Source organism: Blochmannia endosymbiont of Camponotus modoc (genome assembly GCF_023585785.1).
Classification (GTDB): Bacteria; Pseudomonadota; Gammaproteobacteria; order Enterobacterales; family Enterobacteriaceae; genus Blochmanniella.
In genome coordinates, this window is the sequence record NZ_CP097765.1 from 653627 (window position 1) to 671363 (window position 17737).

Below are 17737 nucleotides of genomic sequence, written 5' to 3' on the forward strand. Positions count from 1 at the left end.
TACAATAAATCCACCAAAAATGTTTTACTGTTTTTAACTCACGCGTTTTATATTGAAACTTTATTTAGTATTTAATTTTTATGCATTATATCCATATAATGCAGTGAGTATATACATGTTTCATTGAAAAAACAACGATTGTAATTTCATGACATTAAAGGTATAAATTATGCATGTTTACCGTACATTACAGCCTTTTCATGCTATAACTTTAGATTTAGATAACACATTATATGATAATTATCCAGTAATAAATCGTGCCGAAGAAAAGTCAATATTGTTTTTGCAACAATATCATCCCGCATTATCTAAAATACAAAACAGGGATTATTATCAATCGCGTAAAATGCTTCAATGTATAGAACCAAATATTTGTCATGATGTAAATTATTGGCGTTGGAAATCTTTAAAGATAATTTTATTACAATCAGGATTAACTAAAAATGAAGCACAATTAGGCGCTGATTACGCTATGGAAATTATTATACATTGGCGCAACAAAATCGATATTTCTCTTAGTACACATAATGTATTATCAGCATTAAGTTCTAAATGGCCATTAATTGCAATTACTAATGGTAATGCGAATCCTATTTCTTGTGGATTACAACAATATTTTCAAGATGTACTACGTGCTGGAATTAATGGTCGTGCTAAACCTTATAAAGATATGTATTATTTAGCTTCGAAGCGTTTTGGAATATCTTGTAAAAATATTCTACATGTGGGAGATGATTTGCATACAGATATAAAAGGAGCAATACATGCTGGGATGCAGGCTTGTTGGATTAGTCAATATAACTTAAATCAATTTTTTTCAGTTGATGCAACACTGTTACCACATTTGAAAATTTCAAAATTAATGTCATTAACATATTTATTATAAATGTTAATATTGTGTTGAATTTATATATCTATAGACAATTATTTACTATGTGTTGTAATATTTTATGAATGTTTATAACATTCTTGATCAATTAAATGATAAACAACAAGAAGCGGTAACTTCTAATGATCAAAATATATTGGTGTTATCTGGAGCTGGTAGCGGAAAAACTCGAGCATTAGTTAATCGCATTCTCTGGCTACAATTAGTAAAAAAATATACACCATGGTCAATAATGGCTATTACTTTTACGAATAAAGCTACTTCAGTAATGTGAAATCGTATACAATTCTTAATTGGTGTTTAAAAAAAGTGATTTATGGATTAGTACTTTTCACGGATTAGCAAATCGGTTACTATGCGTTCATTACGTAGATGCAAATTTACCAAAAAATTTTCAAATCTTCGATAACAACGATCAAATTCAACTTTTGCAACAATTAATACGCTCACTAAACTTAAATGAAAACAAGTATAGCGTATACAAGCTATGCATTATATCAATAGTGAGAAAAATAAGATTCCAGATATTCCAAATATAAATATTAATAGCAATTCAATAAAAATGACATGGTTCCGAATTTATCAGTCTTATCAAGACATATGTAATCGTTCTGGATTAATAGATTTTAATGAATTATTGAAACGCGCATATATGTTATGTTTAAATTATCCGAATATTTTACATTATTATCAAAAACGATTTGTTAATATTTTAGTGGATGAATTTCAAGATACTAATACGGTGTAATATGCTTGGTTACGTCTTTTATCAGGAGAAAATAATAATTTAATGATTGTTGGCGATGATGATCAATCTATTTATGGTTGGAGAGGAGCGCAAATAAAAAATTTTCAATGATTTTTAGAAGATTTTACACGTGTACGGATTATTACATTAGAACAGAATTATCGCTCTACTAATAATATTTTAAGAGCTGCCAATACTCTCATTTGTAAAAACGACACACGTTTCAAGAAAAATTTATGGACATGTAAAAATAAAGGAGATGCTATTTTTCTTTATTGTGTTCCTAATGTAATAGGTAAAGGCTATGTTTGTGAAAAATCATCTAATAGATTGAAAAAAAACGACATGGTTTGCTAAATGAGTACGCTATTTTATATCGAAATAATTTTCAATCTCATTTATTAGAAGAAATTTTATTAAAAAAAATATACCTTATTACATACATGGAGGAATAGGATTTTTTTTGAACGCAAAGAAATTAGAGATATTATATCATAGCTTATTTAAAATTTATTGTTAATCAGAATAATGACACTGCTTATATGCAAATCATCAACACACTTAATAGAGGAATTGGTCAACGTACTTTAGAAGTTATTAAAAAATACGCTAATTTAAATCACTTGAGCTTCCGGGAAAGTAGCTTATTTATTTCAAAAAAAATTATTAAAGAAAGATCTGCTATTGCTCTAAAACAATTTATTATATTGATAGATTCTTTAAAAAATTACATGCCCATCATATTGCCCTTGTATGAACAAATTTTTTATATTATTAGGAAGGTCGGATTATGGAATATGTATTAAAAATATATCAGCACCAACATATTGTGAACGCATACAAAATATTGAAGAGTTTATAGCAATGAGTAAGCAATATAGTATGCTATCAGCATCAACGGTAAATACATATCCATTACAACAATTTTTATCGTATATTTTTTTTAGAATTTGAAGAAAATTTATCTAGAACTTATTTAGATGCAAGTACAACTCATGACGCTACATGCTTCAAAAGGATTAGAATTTTCCAAAGTAGGGATTTGTTCAAATTATGTTTCTTTAACTAATAAAGAATTATTAGAAGAAGAACGTAGATTAATTTATGTCGGCATCACACATGCTATGCATACATTAATAATTAGTTATTCAGAAACTCGTTATATTTACGGAAAAGAGATGATCATGCAATCACCATCTAGATTTGTTAATGAATTACCGATAGATTGTTTAAAAGTATGTTGATGTCACTCATCAAGAGTGAAGCCCTTTTATTCGTATAAACTTATATTGCTATTTTATTGAATTTTCAGAGAGTTATTAATCTAATCCTCATTAGAATTATTATATAATACAAATGTATCTATATTATTATTAAAAATATTTATAAATATTGACAATCTTTTTATTCTAGGCGTAACATGCCCGCTCTAATCTGCAGATTGTACTTATAATGTCTCAGTGAATAACATCTAACCGAGTATTTAAATAACTATCATAATTGAATTATATTTATTACCAAATAAATAAAAACTTTACGAATTATTTGTACGTCATAAATATTTGATACGCAATGACGATCGTTTATAGCTATTTTGTCATGTTGTCGAAATTACATGGCATGAAAATGGCTATTTATTATCTAATTTTATTTATTGTGATCTAATGTAGATTAATTTGTATTTTTTGAGGAAGCAATGATATATGTATAATATATTTCAATTAAAAAATAATCATTTATTTCGTATTAATGAAAAAGATAAAATATCATTTTTAAGTAATATTATTTGGATTGATATAATAGATTCACGTGGCGATGGGCATAATTATATACCAAACATTTTGCTTCACCAAAAAATAAAATTTTTTGAACTGAAAGACATTAACAAGACTACACGTTTTTTTAAAGATAAAAATGGATTACATATTCATTCTTTTTTCTTTTCATATAATAGCCAAGAAAAAATAGATAACTCTAGTGTATTCTTTACCATCCATAATGGATGTCTATATACTTCGCGTAAAAAAGAATTTCCAGTATTTTGTATGTATCAAAAATATTTGCATAACCATTTGTTAATTAATGGAAATGCCTATGAATTATTATTAAATTTATTTGAGGTAAAACTTGATGACCTATCAAATAAAATAGAACATATTTATTCTACTTTAGAAACATTGAGTTCTGTTATTATGAACGGACAACAAATCGATGAATACGATCATGCGCTTTCTGATTTAGCTATATTGGAGAATATAGGGTGGAAAATTCGTGTTAATTTATTAGATACTGAAAGAGCAATAAAATTTTTAATACGTAAAGTAAAATTACCTGTATCACAACAACAATATGCTAACGATATTTTAAGTGAAATCACATTGTTATTACCTCATAATGAATATGTATTTCATCAAATAAGTTCTTTAACCCAATCAGCAATGGGATTTATTAATATTGAACAAAATAGAATTATAAAAATTTTCTCAGTTATTTTTTTACCTCCAACTTTAATTGCATCTAGCTATGGAATGAATTTTAAATTTATGCCAGAATTACAATGGTCATTTGGTTATCCTAGTGCCATTATTTTAATGATTCTATCAGGACTTGCTCCATACATCTATTTCAAATATAAAAATTGGCTATAAATATCATAAATATAATTACAGTACATATATAATTTTCTAAAAAAATACTAATTTAATTAATATTAAATGTTTTGAAATTATATTTTCATATATATTTCAGCGCAAAGATACGATAAAAACTCAGTACATTTGAAAATTATTTATATTCATTTTCATATAATAAACTTATAAAATATTTGTAATAATAATTAAATTTTATGCTTAAAAATTTTATTATATTTAATATACTGAAAAATTCATTCAATAAATTATTATTTAATAATAATGTCTATGATATATCAATTTTTGTTGATATTATGTCGTAATATATTGATATAATAACGGTTATTTTTGCTACATTTTAACAAAAAACAAAGCGAGGTAATAAATGTTTCGCATCGTTGCGTCTGATTTAGATGGTACCCTGCTAACACCGGACCACCGATTAACGTCTTTTACTAAAAAGATTCTAAAATTATTAACTACTCGTAATATTCATTTTGTTTTTGCTACTGGCCGGCATCATACAAACGTTATGCAAATACGTGATAATTTGAAAATTAATTCTTATATGATTACTTCTAATGGAGCTAGAATACATAATACTCACGGGAAATTAATTGCTTCTTACGATTTAGCTACAGAAATTGTAGATGATTTATTACGAGTAGTACATCATGATTCTCAAATTATTACCAATATTTTTTATAATGATAAGTGGCTCATCAACCGATCAATATCAAAACAAAATTGTTTTTATAACGGATATGAATCTAATTATCATATATATCAGAAAGATACATTGCCCTTGGATGGTATCTGTAAAGTATATTTCACTAGTAATAATTACACACGACTGTTGTCTTTAGAAAAGAAATTACATGCGCGTTGGAATAATCGAATCAATATTAGTTTTTCGCTCCCTACATGTCTTGAAGTGATGCCAGAAGGAGTTTCAAAGGGACATGCTTTAGAGCAAGTAGTTAAATTATTAGGTTGTCAACTAAAAGATTGTATTTCATTTGGGGATGGAATGAATGATCAAGAAATGTTAAAAATGGCAGGAAAAGGCTGTATAATGAGCAATGCACAGCAAAGACTCAAAGATACCCTTCCATTCTTAGAAATTATTGGCAGCAATAAAGATGATGCAGTGCCTCATTATTTACAATGTATTTATCATAATAAATGGTCTGATTCGTCATTAACAAGTGGTGTTTTAAACTAATATTTTTTATTAAAAATATTGTGGTTTTTTAATATTTTTTCGTTATTTGTCGAATAGTTTTATGAATTTACTACATGAGCTTTCGTGTTTGTATTGATGACTTTTATATATAATGAAAGCTCATAATATTGTTTTGAATACTTAATAAAATATGATTTTGCCTAATTAACAAAATTTTTAAAAAGTTATATTTCAAACAAAATACTGTATAAAAATAATTATTAATATATATTTTTTTAAAAAATTATAATTTTTGTAATTTCACTATAGTAAAATTAGCTTGTTGCACTTTAAGTGAAATAATAAATAAATGTATAAATTTTTTTATACTTAATTTTTAAAAAATTATTTATGCTAATTAATTTAAGAGGATCTACTAAAAATTAAATTTAAAACATCCAAATATATTTATATAATAAAATAACTTTTCAATTAAATCATACACATAAATAACTATGTATCCCATCAAGTAACATTTGAGTAGAAATCATTACTAATAGTAAACCCATTAACCTCTCCAATGCCCCGATACCTTTACTACCTAATAAACGAGAGAATACATTAGATAACATCAAAATTAACATAGATAATCCCCACGCAACAATTAATGCTAAAATTAAAAAATTGATTTTCTGAGGATATTGATGAGACAATAACAACAACGTTGCTAAAATTGAAGGACCAGCGACTAAAGGGATAGCAAGTGGCACTAAAAAAGGTTCTTCTCCATCTGAAAACCCAGTATTATTCCCTTCTTCTGAAGGAAATATCATTTTTATGGCAATTAAAAACAACACAATACCTCCAGAAATTGAAACGGTTTCCGTGTGTAAATTAAGAAATATTAAAATATGTTCACCAACAAATAAAAATCCTAACATTAATAATAAAGCGATTATCATCTCTCTAATTATTATAATTTGACGTCGTTTTGGTTCTAGATCTTTTAATATCGACATAAAAATTGGTAAATTTCCGATAGGATCCATAATTAAAAACAATAGAACTGTAGCTGATATCATTTCATTCATTATTATTTTCCTAAAAGTTATTTGTGTTTTATATACACTACGCTTTTTATAAAGTAAATTACAAAATATTATTACAAACGTATTACATCATATTACTTATAATACACGTGTGCCACATAAGATTACATATATTCTTGATACTTAATAATGACTGCGAGATTGATAATGAAAAATATTGGATTTGTTGGTTGGAGAGGAATGGTAGGTTCAGTATTAATGAATCGCATGAAAGAAGAAAATGATTTTAGCCATTTTCACTCAATATTTCTCTCTACATCACAAATAGGAGAACATGCTCCAAACATTCAAGGATCACAAGAATTATTTTTACAAGACGCTTGTAATACCGATCTGCTTAATTCTTTAGATATTATTATTACATGTCAAGGTAGTGCATATAGTAAAATTATTTATCCAAAATTGAGAAAAATCGGATGGACAGGATATTGGATTGATAGTGCCTCATTTTTACGAATGAATGATGATGCGATTATTGTTTTGGACCCTGTTAATCAAGTATTGATAAAACAAGGTATAAATAACGGCATTAAAACATTTGTAGGAGGCAATTGCACTGTAAGTTTAATGTTAATGTCTTTAGGTGGATTATTTGCTCATAATTTAATCGAATGGGTTTTTGCCTCCACGTATCAGGCAGCTTCTGGATGTGGAGCGCGTGCCATGCGTGAGCTGTTAATACAAATGGGCCAAGTGTACAATATAGTAACTGATTTGTTAACCTCCCCTTCAATGGCTATTCTAGATATTGAACATATAATTACTAAATTTAGTAAAACTGATTCCTTATTAGTAGATTGCTTCAAAGTTCCTTTGATAGGCAATGTCATTCCGTGGATTGGTGATTATATGTATAATGGCCAAACTCAAGAAGAATGGAAAGGTCAAGCAGAAACTAATAAAATCCTCAATACTTCTAACATTATAACAGTAGACAGTTTATGCGTACGTGTGGGCTCATTACGTTGTCATAGCCAAGCATTTGTTTTAAAACTTAAAAAAGACATTTGTTTAACAGAAATAGAAGAATTACTCCAATCTCATAATAAATGGGTAGAAGTTATCTCAAATGATGTTACGCAATCATTAAACAAATTAACTCCTGTTATGGTATCCGGAACACTCAAAATACCCATCGGTCGGTTACGCAAATTGCACGCAGGTAACAAATATATTTCAGCTTTTAGCGTGGGCGACCAGTTACTTTGGGGAGCTGCTGAGCCATTACGCAGGATATTACGTCAATTACTATAAATTGTATTTATTCTACAAAAAAATAGATTTACAAATATATAATTTAGGGATAATACAAATAGAAATGCAATTCTGAAAATTTTAAACAAATCAACTCAATTATACAATAAAGTTATGGTTACTTTACTAAAAAAATTTTTCAAAATAAAAAATAAAATTGTTAATAAAAAGAATGCGTCCCGTGTTGATGTTGAGTCATATCTAGTACCCCTTTTAATTCTGGAAAAAGATTCTTTAAGGTAGTTTCAATTCCTTCTTTTATGGTATAGCTAGCCATTGCGCAGCCATTGCATCCTCCATAAAATTTAATAACAGCTAACAGATCTTCAGTAATACGTATTAAAGACACACTGCCTCCATGTAGTTCTAATTGAGGATTAATCTGAAATTGTAATACATGTCTCACCCGATCTTCCAACGAATCATTGTTCATCTTGTTTCTTATATTATTGCATTCTTTAGTAGCATTAGGAGCTTTAATAGTAAGTTGAGAATCTAATTCATTAATCATCATGTCAATTTTTGTGTCTTTAAGGAAAGATATATATACTGGATCTACGTGTACAGAAAAAAGATCAAACTCAATTATCATATCACTGGGTTTAAATTCTTCTGGTGGACAAAAACAAACACCACATTCTGCATGAACTGTACCTGGATTAACCACAAACACTCGTATCTGAGTACCTGGTTTCTTATCCACTAACAGTTTAGCAAAATGTTTTTGTGCAACTGGGGTTATATAAATCATACGATATGATACCTAATCATTTTTTAAAAATGCAAATAGTTCATAGTTTTATCACGTATATGTTGTATATCCTATTTGGGATAACTTATATATATTTTTATATACTTTCAATATATATTATTTATTTCTTTATATTTTTGACAAATAGCCTATGTTATACAGTTACACGTAATTAGCACGCTCTATATATGTAACTTAAAAAGTTATTAATTACATTAATGACTATTTTAACTTATTATAGCAAATTTATTTCAATGTATAAATAATATTTAAAACAATAAAATGCATATAACATTAACCGTATATACCTAGTACTTAAAAATTTGGTATCTATTAACGAGAGAACTAATTACTACATTTTAATTTTCAAACGAATTAAAAAATAGTTAAAAAAATAAAAATATATAACACCAAAAGGACGAAAAAATAATATCTGTTATTACACAATTATTAATTCACACGAATCTCAAATTCTGATAACCGTAATATTTACGAATAGTTAAATTCACTAATAAGCAGCTATGATATCTACGTATAGGCACATTTTTATCATACAAGGAAACACAGTGTAAATATTAAATATGCAATCATTTATTTTTCTAAGAGAAATAATTAATTTCAATAACATATTTAAAGTACTACCAATCAGATATTAACACAAGTTTAAATATACTTAATATTAAATTTTAATTTTTATCAAAAACCTAACGCATCTCTCTTTCGTTGTCAGAGAGACTAATATTATTTATGACAAAGAAACTATAGTTTTAATATTTATCAAAATGCTTTTTAATCATAATAATTAACATATCAATTCATCATGAATTACATATACGTATGTTAAATTTTTCAACACACTACATTATTTATTATAAAATGCAAATAACTTATTATTTTATATATTTAATGAAAGAAATGTATATCTCTTGATTGTATGAATATGTATCAATACAGATTGATAATGAACATTGAAAATTTATGTCACTTTGATCTACTCATATGAGTATAAATAACAATAACTTAATTATTATAATAAATATCAATATAAAAATATGGAAAAGTCATACAACACCAGTGTTTTTAAAATCAATTCTTTATCTCTTATAAAGAGATAACATTCCATATTTTAAACCATAAGATGCTTAAGTCCCTAATTAAAAATAAACTTATATTTTCAAACAATCATGTTATCTGTATGGAACTAAATTAACCTTGTATCTGTATTTGATCATATTTATTTACCCATTTTCAAATTTGTTCTCCACTATGAGAATAAATAAGTTTCTACGTTGTATCTGAACAAAGATTTGTATTACAATGATAGCATGTTGTTACATGTTAACAATTAATAGTATTATCGCAATTATTATATTATCATATATTAGATGTACATTTATAAAAATAAGATGATTTTAACGTTTCATATTTTTGTATCTGTGCGTTTATCGATCAGTTGGGTCTTCATATAAAGTGATGAAACGATAAAATGAAGAAATCATTTTCATATCATAATATGTTAAAAAAAAATAATATTTTTTTAATTGGCCCCATGGGGGCTGGAAAAAGTACTATTGGGCGTCAATTAGCAAATCAATTAAATATGGAGTTTTTTGATTCTGATCAAGAAATTGAGACTCGTACCGGAGCAAATATTAGCTGGGTTTTCGACGTAGAAGGAGAAGCTAGATTCCGTGATCGTGAAGAAAAAATTATCGATGAATTAACGAAAAAACAGGGAATCATATTAGCTACCGGAGGTGGTTCTGTCAAATCTCATATAACACGGAATAATCTTTCCGATCGTGGATTCGTGGTATACTTAGAAACGGCTATTGAAAAACAATTAATTCGAACACAACATGATAAAAGACGTCCATTGCTGAGATCCCCATCAGCATCAGGAAATACTCGCGAATTACTAGAAGTATTAGCAAAAGAACGTAATCCGTTGTACGAAGAAATTGCAGATATAAGAATTTCTACGGACGAACAAAATGTCAGGATTGTCGTTAATAAAATTATTATTCTTCGTAAACAAAGCAGTGTATGACGCTCGTTATTATAAATTCATCGTTTTAATATTAAAAGTTTTTATAATTTTGCTATGGAAAAAATTATCATAAAATTACAAAAAAGAAGCTATCCAATTATTATTGCAGACAAATTGTTTAATGATTTCTCACCCTGTTGGCCATTAAATATTGGTGACAAAGTAGTATTAATTACCAATGATCGAGTGGCGCCGATTTATTTAAATATATTACGTAATTTATTGACTAGATCAGGCATTGTTACTGATCAACTAATTTTACCAGATGGTGAACAGAACAAATCTCTAATTACATTAAATACAATATTTACTAAATTACTGAAAAAAAATTATGATCGTAGTACAATACTTATTGCCCTTGGCGGAGGTATCATCGGAGATATAACCGGATTTGCAGCTGCTACATACCAACGTGGAATACGTTTTATTCAAGTCCCAACAACACTGCTTGCACAGGTAGATGCGTCCATTGGAGGAAAAACTGGAATTAACCATATACTTGGTAAAAACATGATTGGTGCTTTTCATCAACCTATTGCTGTTGTTATCAATTTAGATGTCTTGCGTACGTTGAGTATGAAAGAGTTTTCTTCTGGATTAGCTGAAATCATTAAGTACGCTATAGCTCTTGACTCTAGTTTTTTTAGATGGTTGGAATCCCATTTGGATGATTTATTAATTTTGCATCCGCCATCCTTAATGTACTGTATTCGTCGTTGTTGTGAATTAAAAGCATCTATAATTACAATTGATGAACGTGATCACGGTATTAGGAGTGTATTAAATCTTGGACATACTTATGGCCATGCCATCGAATCATACCTAGGCTATTCACAATGGTCTCACGGTGAATCTATAGCAGCAGGTATCATGATGGCAGTAAATACTGCATTACGTTTAAATCAGTTTAATTGCAGTGATGCAAAACGCATAAAATTATTATTAACACGCGCAGGTTTACCTGTGCGAGGTCCAAAAGAAATGACATCAAAAAACTATTTAGAATATATGAAACGCGATAAAAAGTCAATATCAGGGCAACTTAACTTAGTTTTGCCCATTTCTATAGGAAACGTAAAAACTGTTTTTAACGTAAACCATGAGTTAGTGTCATCTTCCATTGAAGACACTAATAACTATATTTAGTGATTAATAAGTATTAACATTTAATATAGTTAGTGCATGTATAATATACATGAGAGGGTTATTTTTTAAAGTAAAGCATAATTTAATAAAATTAAAACTCAATAGTATTGAATTAGATTCTTTATTCTAATTATGTTGGGATTTATTTTTGCATTATACGATATAAAAAATATAAACAATCTAAACTTATAGATAATTACTCCAATATACAAATCATATAAAATATAAATTCTTGTTTGAAACAATTCTGTTTTTATAAATTTATGAAAATAAAATATTTTATGTAAAAAATAATAATATAATCCTCTAAATTTATATTATTATTTGATTTAATTAAATTAAAATGAACTATTTTATAGTATATTAATCTTTAATGGAAATTGCATGAAACGGTTCTTAATAGCTCCATCTATTTTGTCAGCTAATTTTGCTAAATTAGGAGAAGATGTTACTAATGTTATATCTGCTGGCGCAGATATTTTACATTTTGATGTTATGGACAATCATTATGTTCCTAATTTAAGCGTAGGATCTATGGTGTTACAGTCACTACGTAGTTACGGAGTTAATATTCCTATTGATGTACATTTAATGGCAAAACCAATAGATCGATTAATTTCAGATTTCGCTGCTGTTGGAGCAAATTATATTAGTTTTCATCCAGAAGCAACAGAACATATTGATCGATCATTACAATTGATTAAAGAATACGGATGTAAAGCAGGATTAGTTTTTAACCCTAGCACTACTCTTAATTATTTGGAATATGTAATGGATAAAATTGATCTAATTGTATTAATGTCAGTAAATCCTGGTTTTAGCGGACAATTGTTTATTCCCATGATTTTAAATAAAATACGTCAAACACGTAAATTAATAGACAATACTAATTATAATATTGATTTAGCAGTGGATGGAGGTATTAATATAAAAAATATACATTCAATTTTAAAAGCTGGTGCAACCACGTTTATTATAGGATCAGCTATCTTTGGATCTGAAAATTATTACGAGGTTATGCATAATTTTCGATCTGTTTTATCAAATTAATAACGAAAGATATTTAGCATTTTATTTTTAAATAAATAATTAGAGAAATATTATATTGATTACCATAATTATTTTATTTGAAACAAATATTATTTGATATATTATTTATTTTTTATAAAATAATTTTATTTATAGGTTGTATAGATTGATATCATGAAAACTATATGTTTTTCTGTGTAAATTTGAAAGTAATAACATTTTAATTTGTTTTATCATAAACACTATGGATATATATCTGTATGAATAAACCAATTTTATTTAGCGGAGCGCAACCATCAGGTGAACTTACTATTGGTAATTATATCGGAGCGATACGTCAGTGGGTTAAAATGCAACAAGATTATCAATGTATATATTGTATAGTAGATTTACATGCAATTGCAAATCAGAATAATTTACATCGATTATACGAAACATCATTAGATACATTAGCTTTATATTTAGCATGTGGTATTGATCCTAATGATAGTACAATATTTATTCAGTCCCATGTTCCAGAGCATAGTCAATTAAATTGGTTGTTAAATTGTTATACGTATTTTGGAGAGCTAAATCGTATGACCCAATTTAAGGAAAAATTAATACAACAAAAGGAAAATGTTAATATCGGGTTATTTAACTATCCAGTATTAATGGCATCAGATATTTTATTATATCAAACTAATTTAGTTCCGGTAGGTTCTGATCAGAAACAACATTTAGAATTAACACGTAATATTGCTGAACGTTTTAATCATACATACGGAACAATTTTCGTTGTTCCAGAAGTATTTATTCCTACATATGGTTCTCGTATTATGTCCTTGTTAGAACCAAATAAAAAAATGTCTAAATCAGATCGTAGATCTGGTAATATGATTACTCTTTTAGATGATATTAATATGGTATCAAAAAAAATTAAACGTGCTGTTACTGATACCGATCAGCCTCCAATAATTAAATACGATCCTATTAACAAACCCGGTATTTCTAATTTATTAGAAATTCTTTCTGGAATAAGTGATCAACCTATTACGTATTTAGAAGAAATTTTTAAAGAAAAAACATATTCCCAGTTAAAAAATGAAATTATTAAATCAATATCGTCGGTGTTGATAAAATTTCAAAATCGTTATTATACTGAACGTGCTAATGAAAATAAATTACGTTATATATTATGTGTAGGCGCAAAAAAAGCGCAAAAAAAAGCTAATGTCACTTTGAAAAAAGTGCATAAAGCAATGGGATTGAGTGATTAATTAAAAATAATTAATTTTTAATATCATTATGTCAATAATGTTAATGTATAGTAGGCGCATAAGTAAAAATAAAATGTTATTTAAATTTAAAAAACGCACATGTAATAATGACAGTGTCTTTATAGGATATTAATTATTAAATTAATTATACTTATTACAGCATAACAAATTAATCATCCGTACTAATTTATGATATTAAAATACATAAAAAATGTAACGTGTAAATTACAACTGTGTTTAATTAATATTATTTATATGTAAAATAAATTATATTTTTATATATTTATGTTCTTTCCTTTAATACAATTGATTAATAATCAGCTTAATCTGAAACTATGTTCCATAAAACTTTTGAGTACATGAATAAATTAATTTATTATTATATCTAATTACAAAACTATAATGAACAAAATCCTTATTATCGATAATTATGATTCCTTCACTTGGAATCTTTATCAATACTTTAGAGAAATGGGTGGTATCGTGGAAGTTAGAAGAAACGATGCTTTAAATATTATAGATATTGAGCAATTATCTCCTGAACGTTTAGTAATTTCCCCTGGACCTGGTACACCAGACAATGCAGGTATTTCTTTAGATGCAATTTATTATTTTCATAAAAGAATACCTATTCTTGGAGTATGTCTTGGACATCAAGCTATAGCTCAGTTTTTTGGAGCTAAATTAAAATATGCACAAAAAGTAATGCATGGTAAAATTTCTCTAATTCATCACAATGGAAGCGGAATATTTCATGAAGTAATACAGCCTTTAAATGTGGTTCGATATCATTCTTTAGTAATAGATTCAAATACTATGCCATCATGTTTAGAAATCACTTCATGGAGTACATGTACATGTAGTGATAAATATATCGAAATCATGGGTATTCGTCATCGTAACCTGCTTGTAGAAGGCGTGCAATTTCACCCAGAAAGTATATTAAGTGAACAAGGACATCAAATTCTAGGCAATTTTATGAAGTACTAATTTAAAATTTATCAAATCTGTTGAGATTCTAACACTTAAAAGTGATTGTTTCTTATTTCTAGTAATTATTAAATTATGATTTTAATACTCCAAAAAAATATATCTGGGGATGTATCCTAATGAACTGAATGTATAACTCAAATGTTAAAATTTAGTGTAATTCACTTACATGAAATATGTAGAAATTTTTCTTCATTTTAAATGAAATTTAATTATGTATTGTTGTATATTTTTTATAATTAGTTTATTTATGAAATTTAAAATTAGTTATACATACCTTCATGAATAGCAAATATAAAACTAAATTATCATTCCTAATGTAGGGATAACAGTAATTTTATTGGTAACATTAAATATTTTTAAAAATATGTTCAAATTTATGGTTGCATTGATCTTGAAATATATTTTATTTTCATAAAAACTTATAATTCAATTTTTAAGAACTACGTTGATTACAGAAATTATATAAAATGCAATATCTAAATTAAAAACTGTAAACAGCCAAGTTATAAATTCTCTAATTCTTAGTAATATAATTGTCCGTTCAATACTTAATGATAAACTGATGCTAAAATAGTATGCGATTTTTAATATCAAAATACTATAGAATATAATTAAATGATCAAAATTAAAAAATTTCTAATGATTCTTCATGTGTAATGTGTATACAAATATTTATAATTAATAAATTTTTTAATATGTATTTTAAAAATTTCAATCTCAAAATTATAAAGTATTTAAATTATATACATTTATTAATATATGAACATCATATATTAATGTGATCAAATCTAAAAACCTTTCAATTTTTCATTGATTCCCGTTATAAACTAAAAACTTTTTGATAAATCTAAGTTTATTAAAATCATCGATGCGAGATGTTTACATCAGTTTATATAATTTATTACATAAACATTATTCAGATATGTAAAATTATGTGTTTGGGCATATATATATTTTTATTATAAATGTATATACTCAAAAAAAATTAATGGTTATACAGCATATCGTAATTATATGCAATAAAAAGTTATCTTATACAAAGGTGTAAAATATGAAAGCATTTTTTGTTAAATTCATTTTATTCATTTCTATTATTTCTCTTGCCCTTACTGGTATTATCTGTTAAACTGTTAAAGTTGAAGAAGAGAAATAATAGAAACATTTATACTAAAAGCTTTCCGGTTTTTATATTAAAAATGTATTTTCGACTTTATACATTTCAATTGTGTTGTCTAAAAATTAAACTAACCGCGAGTCTATAATATCATAAAAAGTTTATAGAAATATAATTTATTACAAATAAATTGTTGCTACGATAAATGACAATTATTGCATGGCATAGCAAAATAAAAAAATTAAACATAAAATAATATTTGATCCTGACTACCTTTGAAAGAATAGGATACAACATTGTAATGAAAATGTATTAAAACACTTTATTATATTAAGAATTCACTTAAAAGAAGAAAAGTGTATAAAATTGTTTTCACTTAATAAGGTGTGTGTTTTACGTCGAATTTAGTGGATAAATATACCGCTTTTGTTATAATTTTTATTGATCTTGCAATTTAATAATAACATAAGATCATTATCTGTTATTAGAGTTGAGAAAGATAACAACAAATAGTATATATGTTTTGATATGGTCTTATCAGAAAAAATGGAGATTTTAATAGTGACAACAGTCAATCAACTTGTTCGTAATGCACGTCCAACAAAAACTTTTAAAAGTAATGTACCAGCATTAGAAGCCTGCCCACAAAAAAGAGGGGTGTGCGTGCGTGTATACACTACTACTCCAAAGAAACCGAATTCTGCATTACGAAAAGTATGTCGTGTTCGTTTAACTAATGGATTGGAAGTAACTTCTTATATCGGAGGAGAAGGTCATAATTTACAGGAACATGCTTCAATTCTGATTCGAGGGGGACGGGTTAAAGATCTTCCGGGTGTTCGGTATCATGTTATTCGTGGCGCTCTCGATTGTGCAGGGGTGAATTCGCGTAAAAAAGGTCGCTCCAAATATGGAACAAAACAGTCGAAATAATAGATCAAAATATCAGGTCTCTTTTTTATTTTTTAATTTGAGATAAATTTTAAAAAAGGCAATCAATGTTTAGCTAATTGAAAATATAATAGTTTTTTTGTTAATGATTTTCCTTTAAAAAAATATCTATTAGTCAAATAGGAATTATAATTAATGCCACGTCGTCGCATCGTTACGAAACGCAATATTCTTCCAGATCCAAAATTTGGATCTGATCTTTTGGCAAAGTTTATCAATATTTTGATGTTAAATGGGAAAAAATCTACTGCAGAGTCAATAGTGTATTCTGCCCTAGATAGTTTATTTAGGCGATCTAATAAAGATTGTTTAGAAGCATTCGAAATAGCTCTAAATAATGTGCGCCCAGTCGTAGAAGTAAAATCCAGACGGGTTGGCGGATCTACTTATCAGGTACCAGTAGAAGTGCGTCTCGTACGTAGAAATACTTTAGCGATGAGATGGATTATTGAGGCTGCTCGTAAAAGACATGATAAATCTATGGAATTACGTTTAGCGAGTGAACTTTTAGATGCTATAGAGGGTAAGGGACATGCTGTTAAAAAACGTGAAGAAATACATCGTGTTGCAGAATCTAATAAAGCTTTTGCCCATTATCGTTGGTAATAAAATTTTCTGAATGAACATCATCTGATTTTTTCAAACTCTA

18 protein-coding genes and 1 pseudogene are annotated in these 17737 nt (G+C 27.1%); 17 read left to right on the top strand and 2 right to left on the bottom strand.

Annotation, left to right across the window (positions count from 1 at the left end; genetic code table 11):
• Positions 1-169: 169 nt before the first annotated feature.
• From yigB to yigL, 9 genes and pseudogenes are all read left to right on the top strand, one after another.
• Complete coding sequence (gene yigB, locus M9396_RS02755) at positions 170-886, top strand: 5-amino-6-(5-phospho-D-ribitylamino)uracil phosphatase YigB (RefSeq protein WP_250241556.1); 717 nt, start codon at positions 170-172, stop codon at positions 884-886.
• Between the two features lie 64 nt (positions 887-950).
• Complete coding sequence (locus tag M9396_RS03330; RefSeq protein ID WP_284308563.1) at positions 951-1163, top strand: UvrD-helicase domain-containing protein; 213 nt, start codon at positions 951-953, stop codon at positions 1161-1163.
• A gap of 22 nt (positions 1164-1185) precedes the next feature.
• A complete protein-coding gene (locus M9396_RS03335) occupies positions 1186-1428 on the top strand; it encodes a UvrD-helicase domain-containing protein (RefSeq protein ID WP_284308564.1) in 243 nt (80 codons plus the stop codon).
• Positions 1377-1748: pseudogene (locus tag M9396_RS02765) on the top strand (UvrD-helicase domain-containing protein). The gene M9396_RS03335 and the pseudogene M9396_RS02765 overlap by 52 nt, the downstream one beginning before the upstream one ends.
• Before the next feature lie 90 nt (positions 1749-1838).
• The gene (locus M9396_RS02770) at positions 1839-1994 is read left to right on the top strand and encodes a hypothetical protein (RefSeq protein WP_250256886.1); all 156 of its coding nucleotides are present in this window, start codon (positions 1839-1841) and stop codon (positions 1992-1994) included.
• Between the two features lie 185 nt (positions 1995-2179).
• Positions 2180-2443 (top strand): hypothetical protein, encoded by a 264-nt coding sequence (locus M9396_RS02775; RefSeq protein ID WP_250256615.1) that lies wholly within the window; start codon positions 2180-2182, stop codon positions 2441-2443.
• Between the two features lie 174 nt (positions 2444-2617).
• A complete protein-coding gene (locus M9396_RS02780; RefSeq protein ID WP_250256616.1) occupies positions 2618-2881 on the top strand; it encodes a 3'-5' exonuclease in 264 nt (87 codons plus the stop codon).
• Between the two features lie 459 nt (positions 2882-3340).
• Positions 3341-4285: a magnesium/cobalt transporter CorA gene (gene corA / locus M9396_RS02785; RefSeq protein WP_250256617.1), complete on the top strand. Its 945-nt coding sequence runs from the start codon at positions 3341-3343 to the stop codon at positions 4283-4285.
• A 367-nt stretch (positions 4286-4652) separates the two neighbouring features.
• Positions 4653-5492, top strand: a complete 840-nt coding sequence (gene yigL / locus M9396_RS02790) for a sugar/pyridoxal phosphate phosphatase YigL (protein WP_250256618.1) — start codon at positions 4653-4655, stop codon at positions 5490-5492.
• A gap of 437 nt (positions 5493-5929) precedes the next feature.
• Here the strand turns inward: yigL and M9396_RS02795 are convergent, their stop codons facing one another.
• Positions 5930-6523 carry a YhgN family NAAT transporter gene (locus M9396_RS02795; RefSeq protein WP_250241538.1) on the bottom strand — a complete coding sequence of 198 codons (594 nt, stop codon included), beginning with the start codon at positions 6521-6523 and terminating at the stop codon, positions 5930-5932.
• A gap of 165 nt (positions 6524-6688) precedes the next feature.
• Between M9396_RS02795 and asd the strand changes: the two genes are divergently transcribed.
• Positions 6689-7795 carry an aspartate-semialdehyde dehydrogenase gene (gene asd / locus M9396_RS02800; RefSeq protein WP_250241535.1) on the top strand — a complete coding sequence of 369 codons (1107 nt, stop codon included), beginning with the start codon at positions 6689-6691 and terminating at the stop codon, positions 7793-7795.
• Between the two features lie 160 nt (positions 7796-7955).
• Here the strand turns inward: asd and M9396_RS02805 are convergent, their stop codons facing one another.
• The gene (locus tag M9396_RS02805) at positions 7956-8546 is read right to left on the bottom strand and encodes an NfuA family Fe-S biogenesis protein (RefSeq protein WP_250256619.1); all 591 of its coding nucleotides are present in this window, start codon (positions 8544-8546) and stop codon (positions 7956-7958) included.
• Positions 8547-10059: 1513 nt separating this feature from the next.
• On the opposite strand from M9396_RS02805, the gene aroK reads away from it, so the two are divergent.
• The 7 genes from aroK to rpsG all read left to right on the top strand — a co-directional run bounded on the left by aroK (position 10060) and on the right by rpsG (position 17694).
• The gene (aroK, locus tag M9396_RS02810; RefSeq protein WP_250242480.1) at positions 10060-10596 is read left to right on the top strand and encodes a shikimate kinase AroK; all 537 of its coding nucleotides are present in this window, start codon (positions 10060-10062) and stop codon (positions 10594-10596) included.
• 54 nt (positions 10597-10650) lie between these two features.
• Positions 10651-11742: a 3-dehydroquinate synthase gene (aroB, locus tag M9396_RS02815; protein WP_250256620.1), complete on the top strand. Its 1092-nt coding sequence runs from the start codon at positions 10651-10653 to the stop codon at positions 11740-11742.
• 384 nt (positions 11743-12126) lie between these two features.
• Positions 12127-12792 (top strand): ribulose-phosphate 3-epimerase, encoded by a 666-nt coding sequence (gene rpe, locus M9396_RS02820; RefSeq protein WP_250256621.1) that lies wholly within the window; start codon positions 12127-12129, stop codon positions 12790-12792.
• Positions 12793-13031: 239 nt separating this feature from the next.
• Positions 13032-14030: a tryptophan--tRNA ligase gene (trpS, locus tag M9396_RS02825; protein ID WP_250256622.1), complete on the top strand. Its 999-nt coding sequence runs from the start codon at positions 13032-13034 to the stop codon at positions 14028-14030.
• Between the two features lie 402 nt (positions 14031-14432).
• Positions 14433-15020, top strand: coding sequence for an anthranilate synthase component II (locus M9396_RS02830; RefSeq protein WP_250256623.1), 588 nt, complete (start codon positions 14433-14435; stop codon positions 15018-15020).
• Positions 15021-16698: 1678 nt separating this feature from the next.
• On the top strand, positions 16699-17070 hold the full coding sequence (gene rpsL, locus M9396_RS02835; RefSeq protein WP_250241520.1) for a 30S ribosomal protein S12: 372 nt from the start codon (positions 16699-16701) through the stop codon (positions 17068-17070).
• 153 nt (positions 17071-17223) lie between these two features.
• On the top strand, positions 17224-17694 hold the full coding sequence (gene rpsG / locus M9396_RS02840; RefSeq protein WP_250241517.1) for a 30S ribosomal protein S7: 471 nt from the start codon (positions 17224-17226) through the stop codon (positions 17692-17694).
• Positions 17695-17737: the final 43 nt, after the last annotated feature.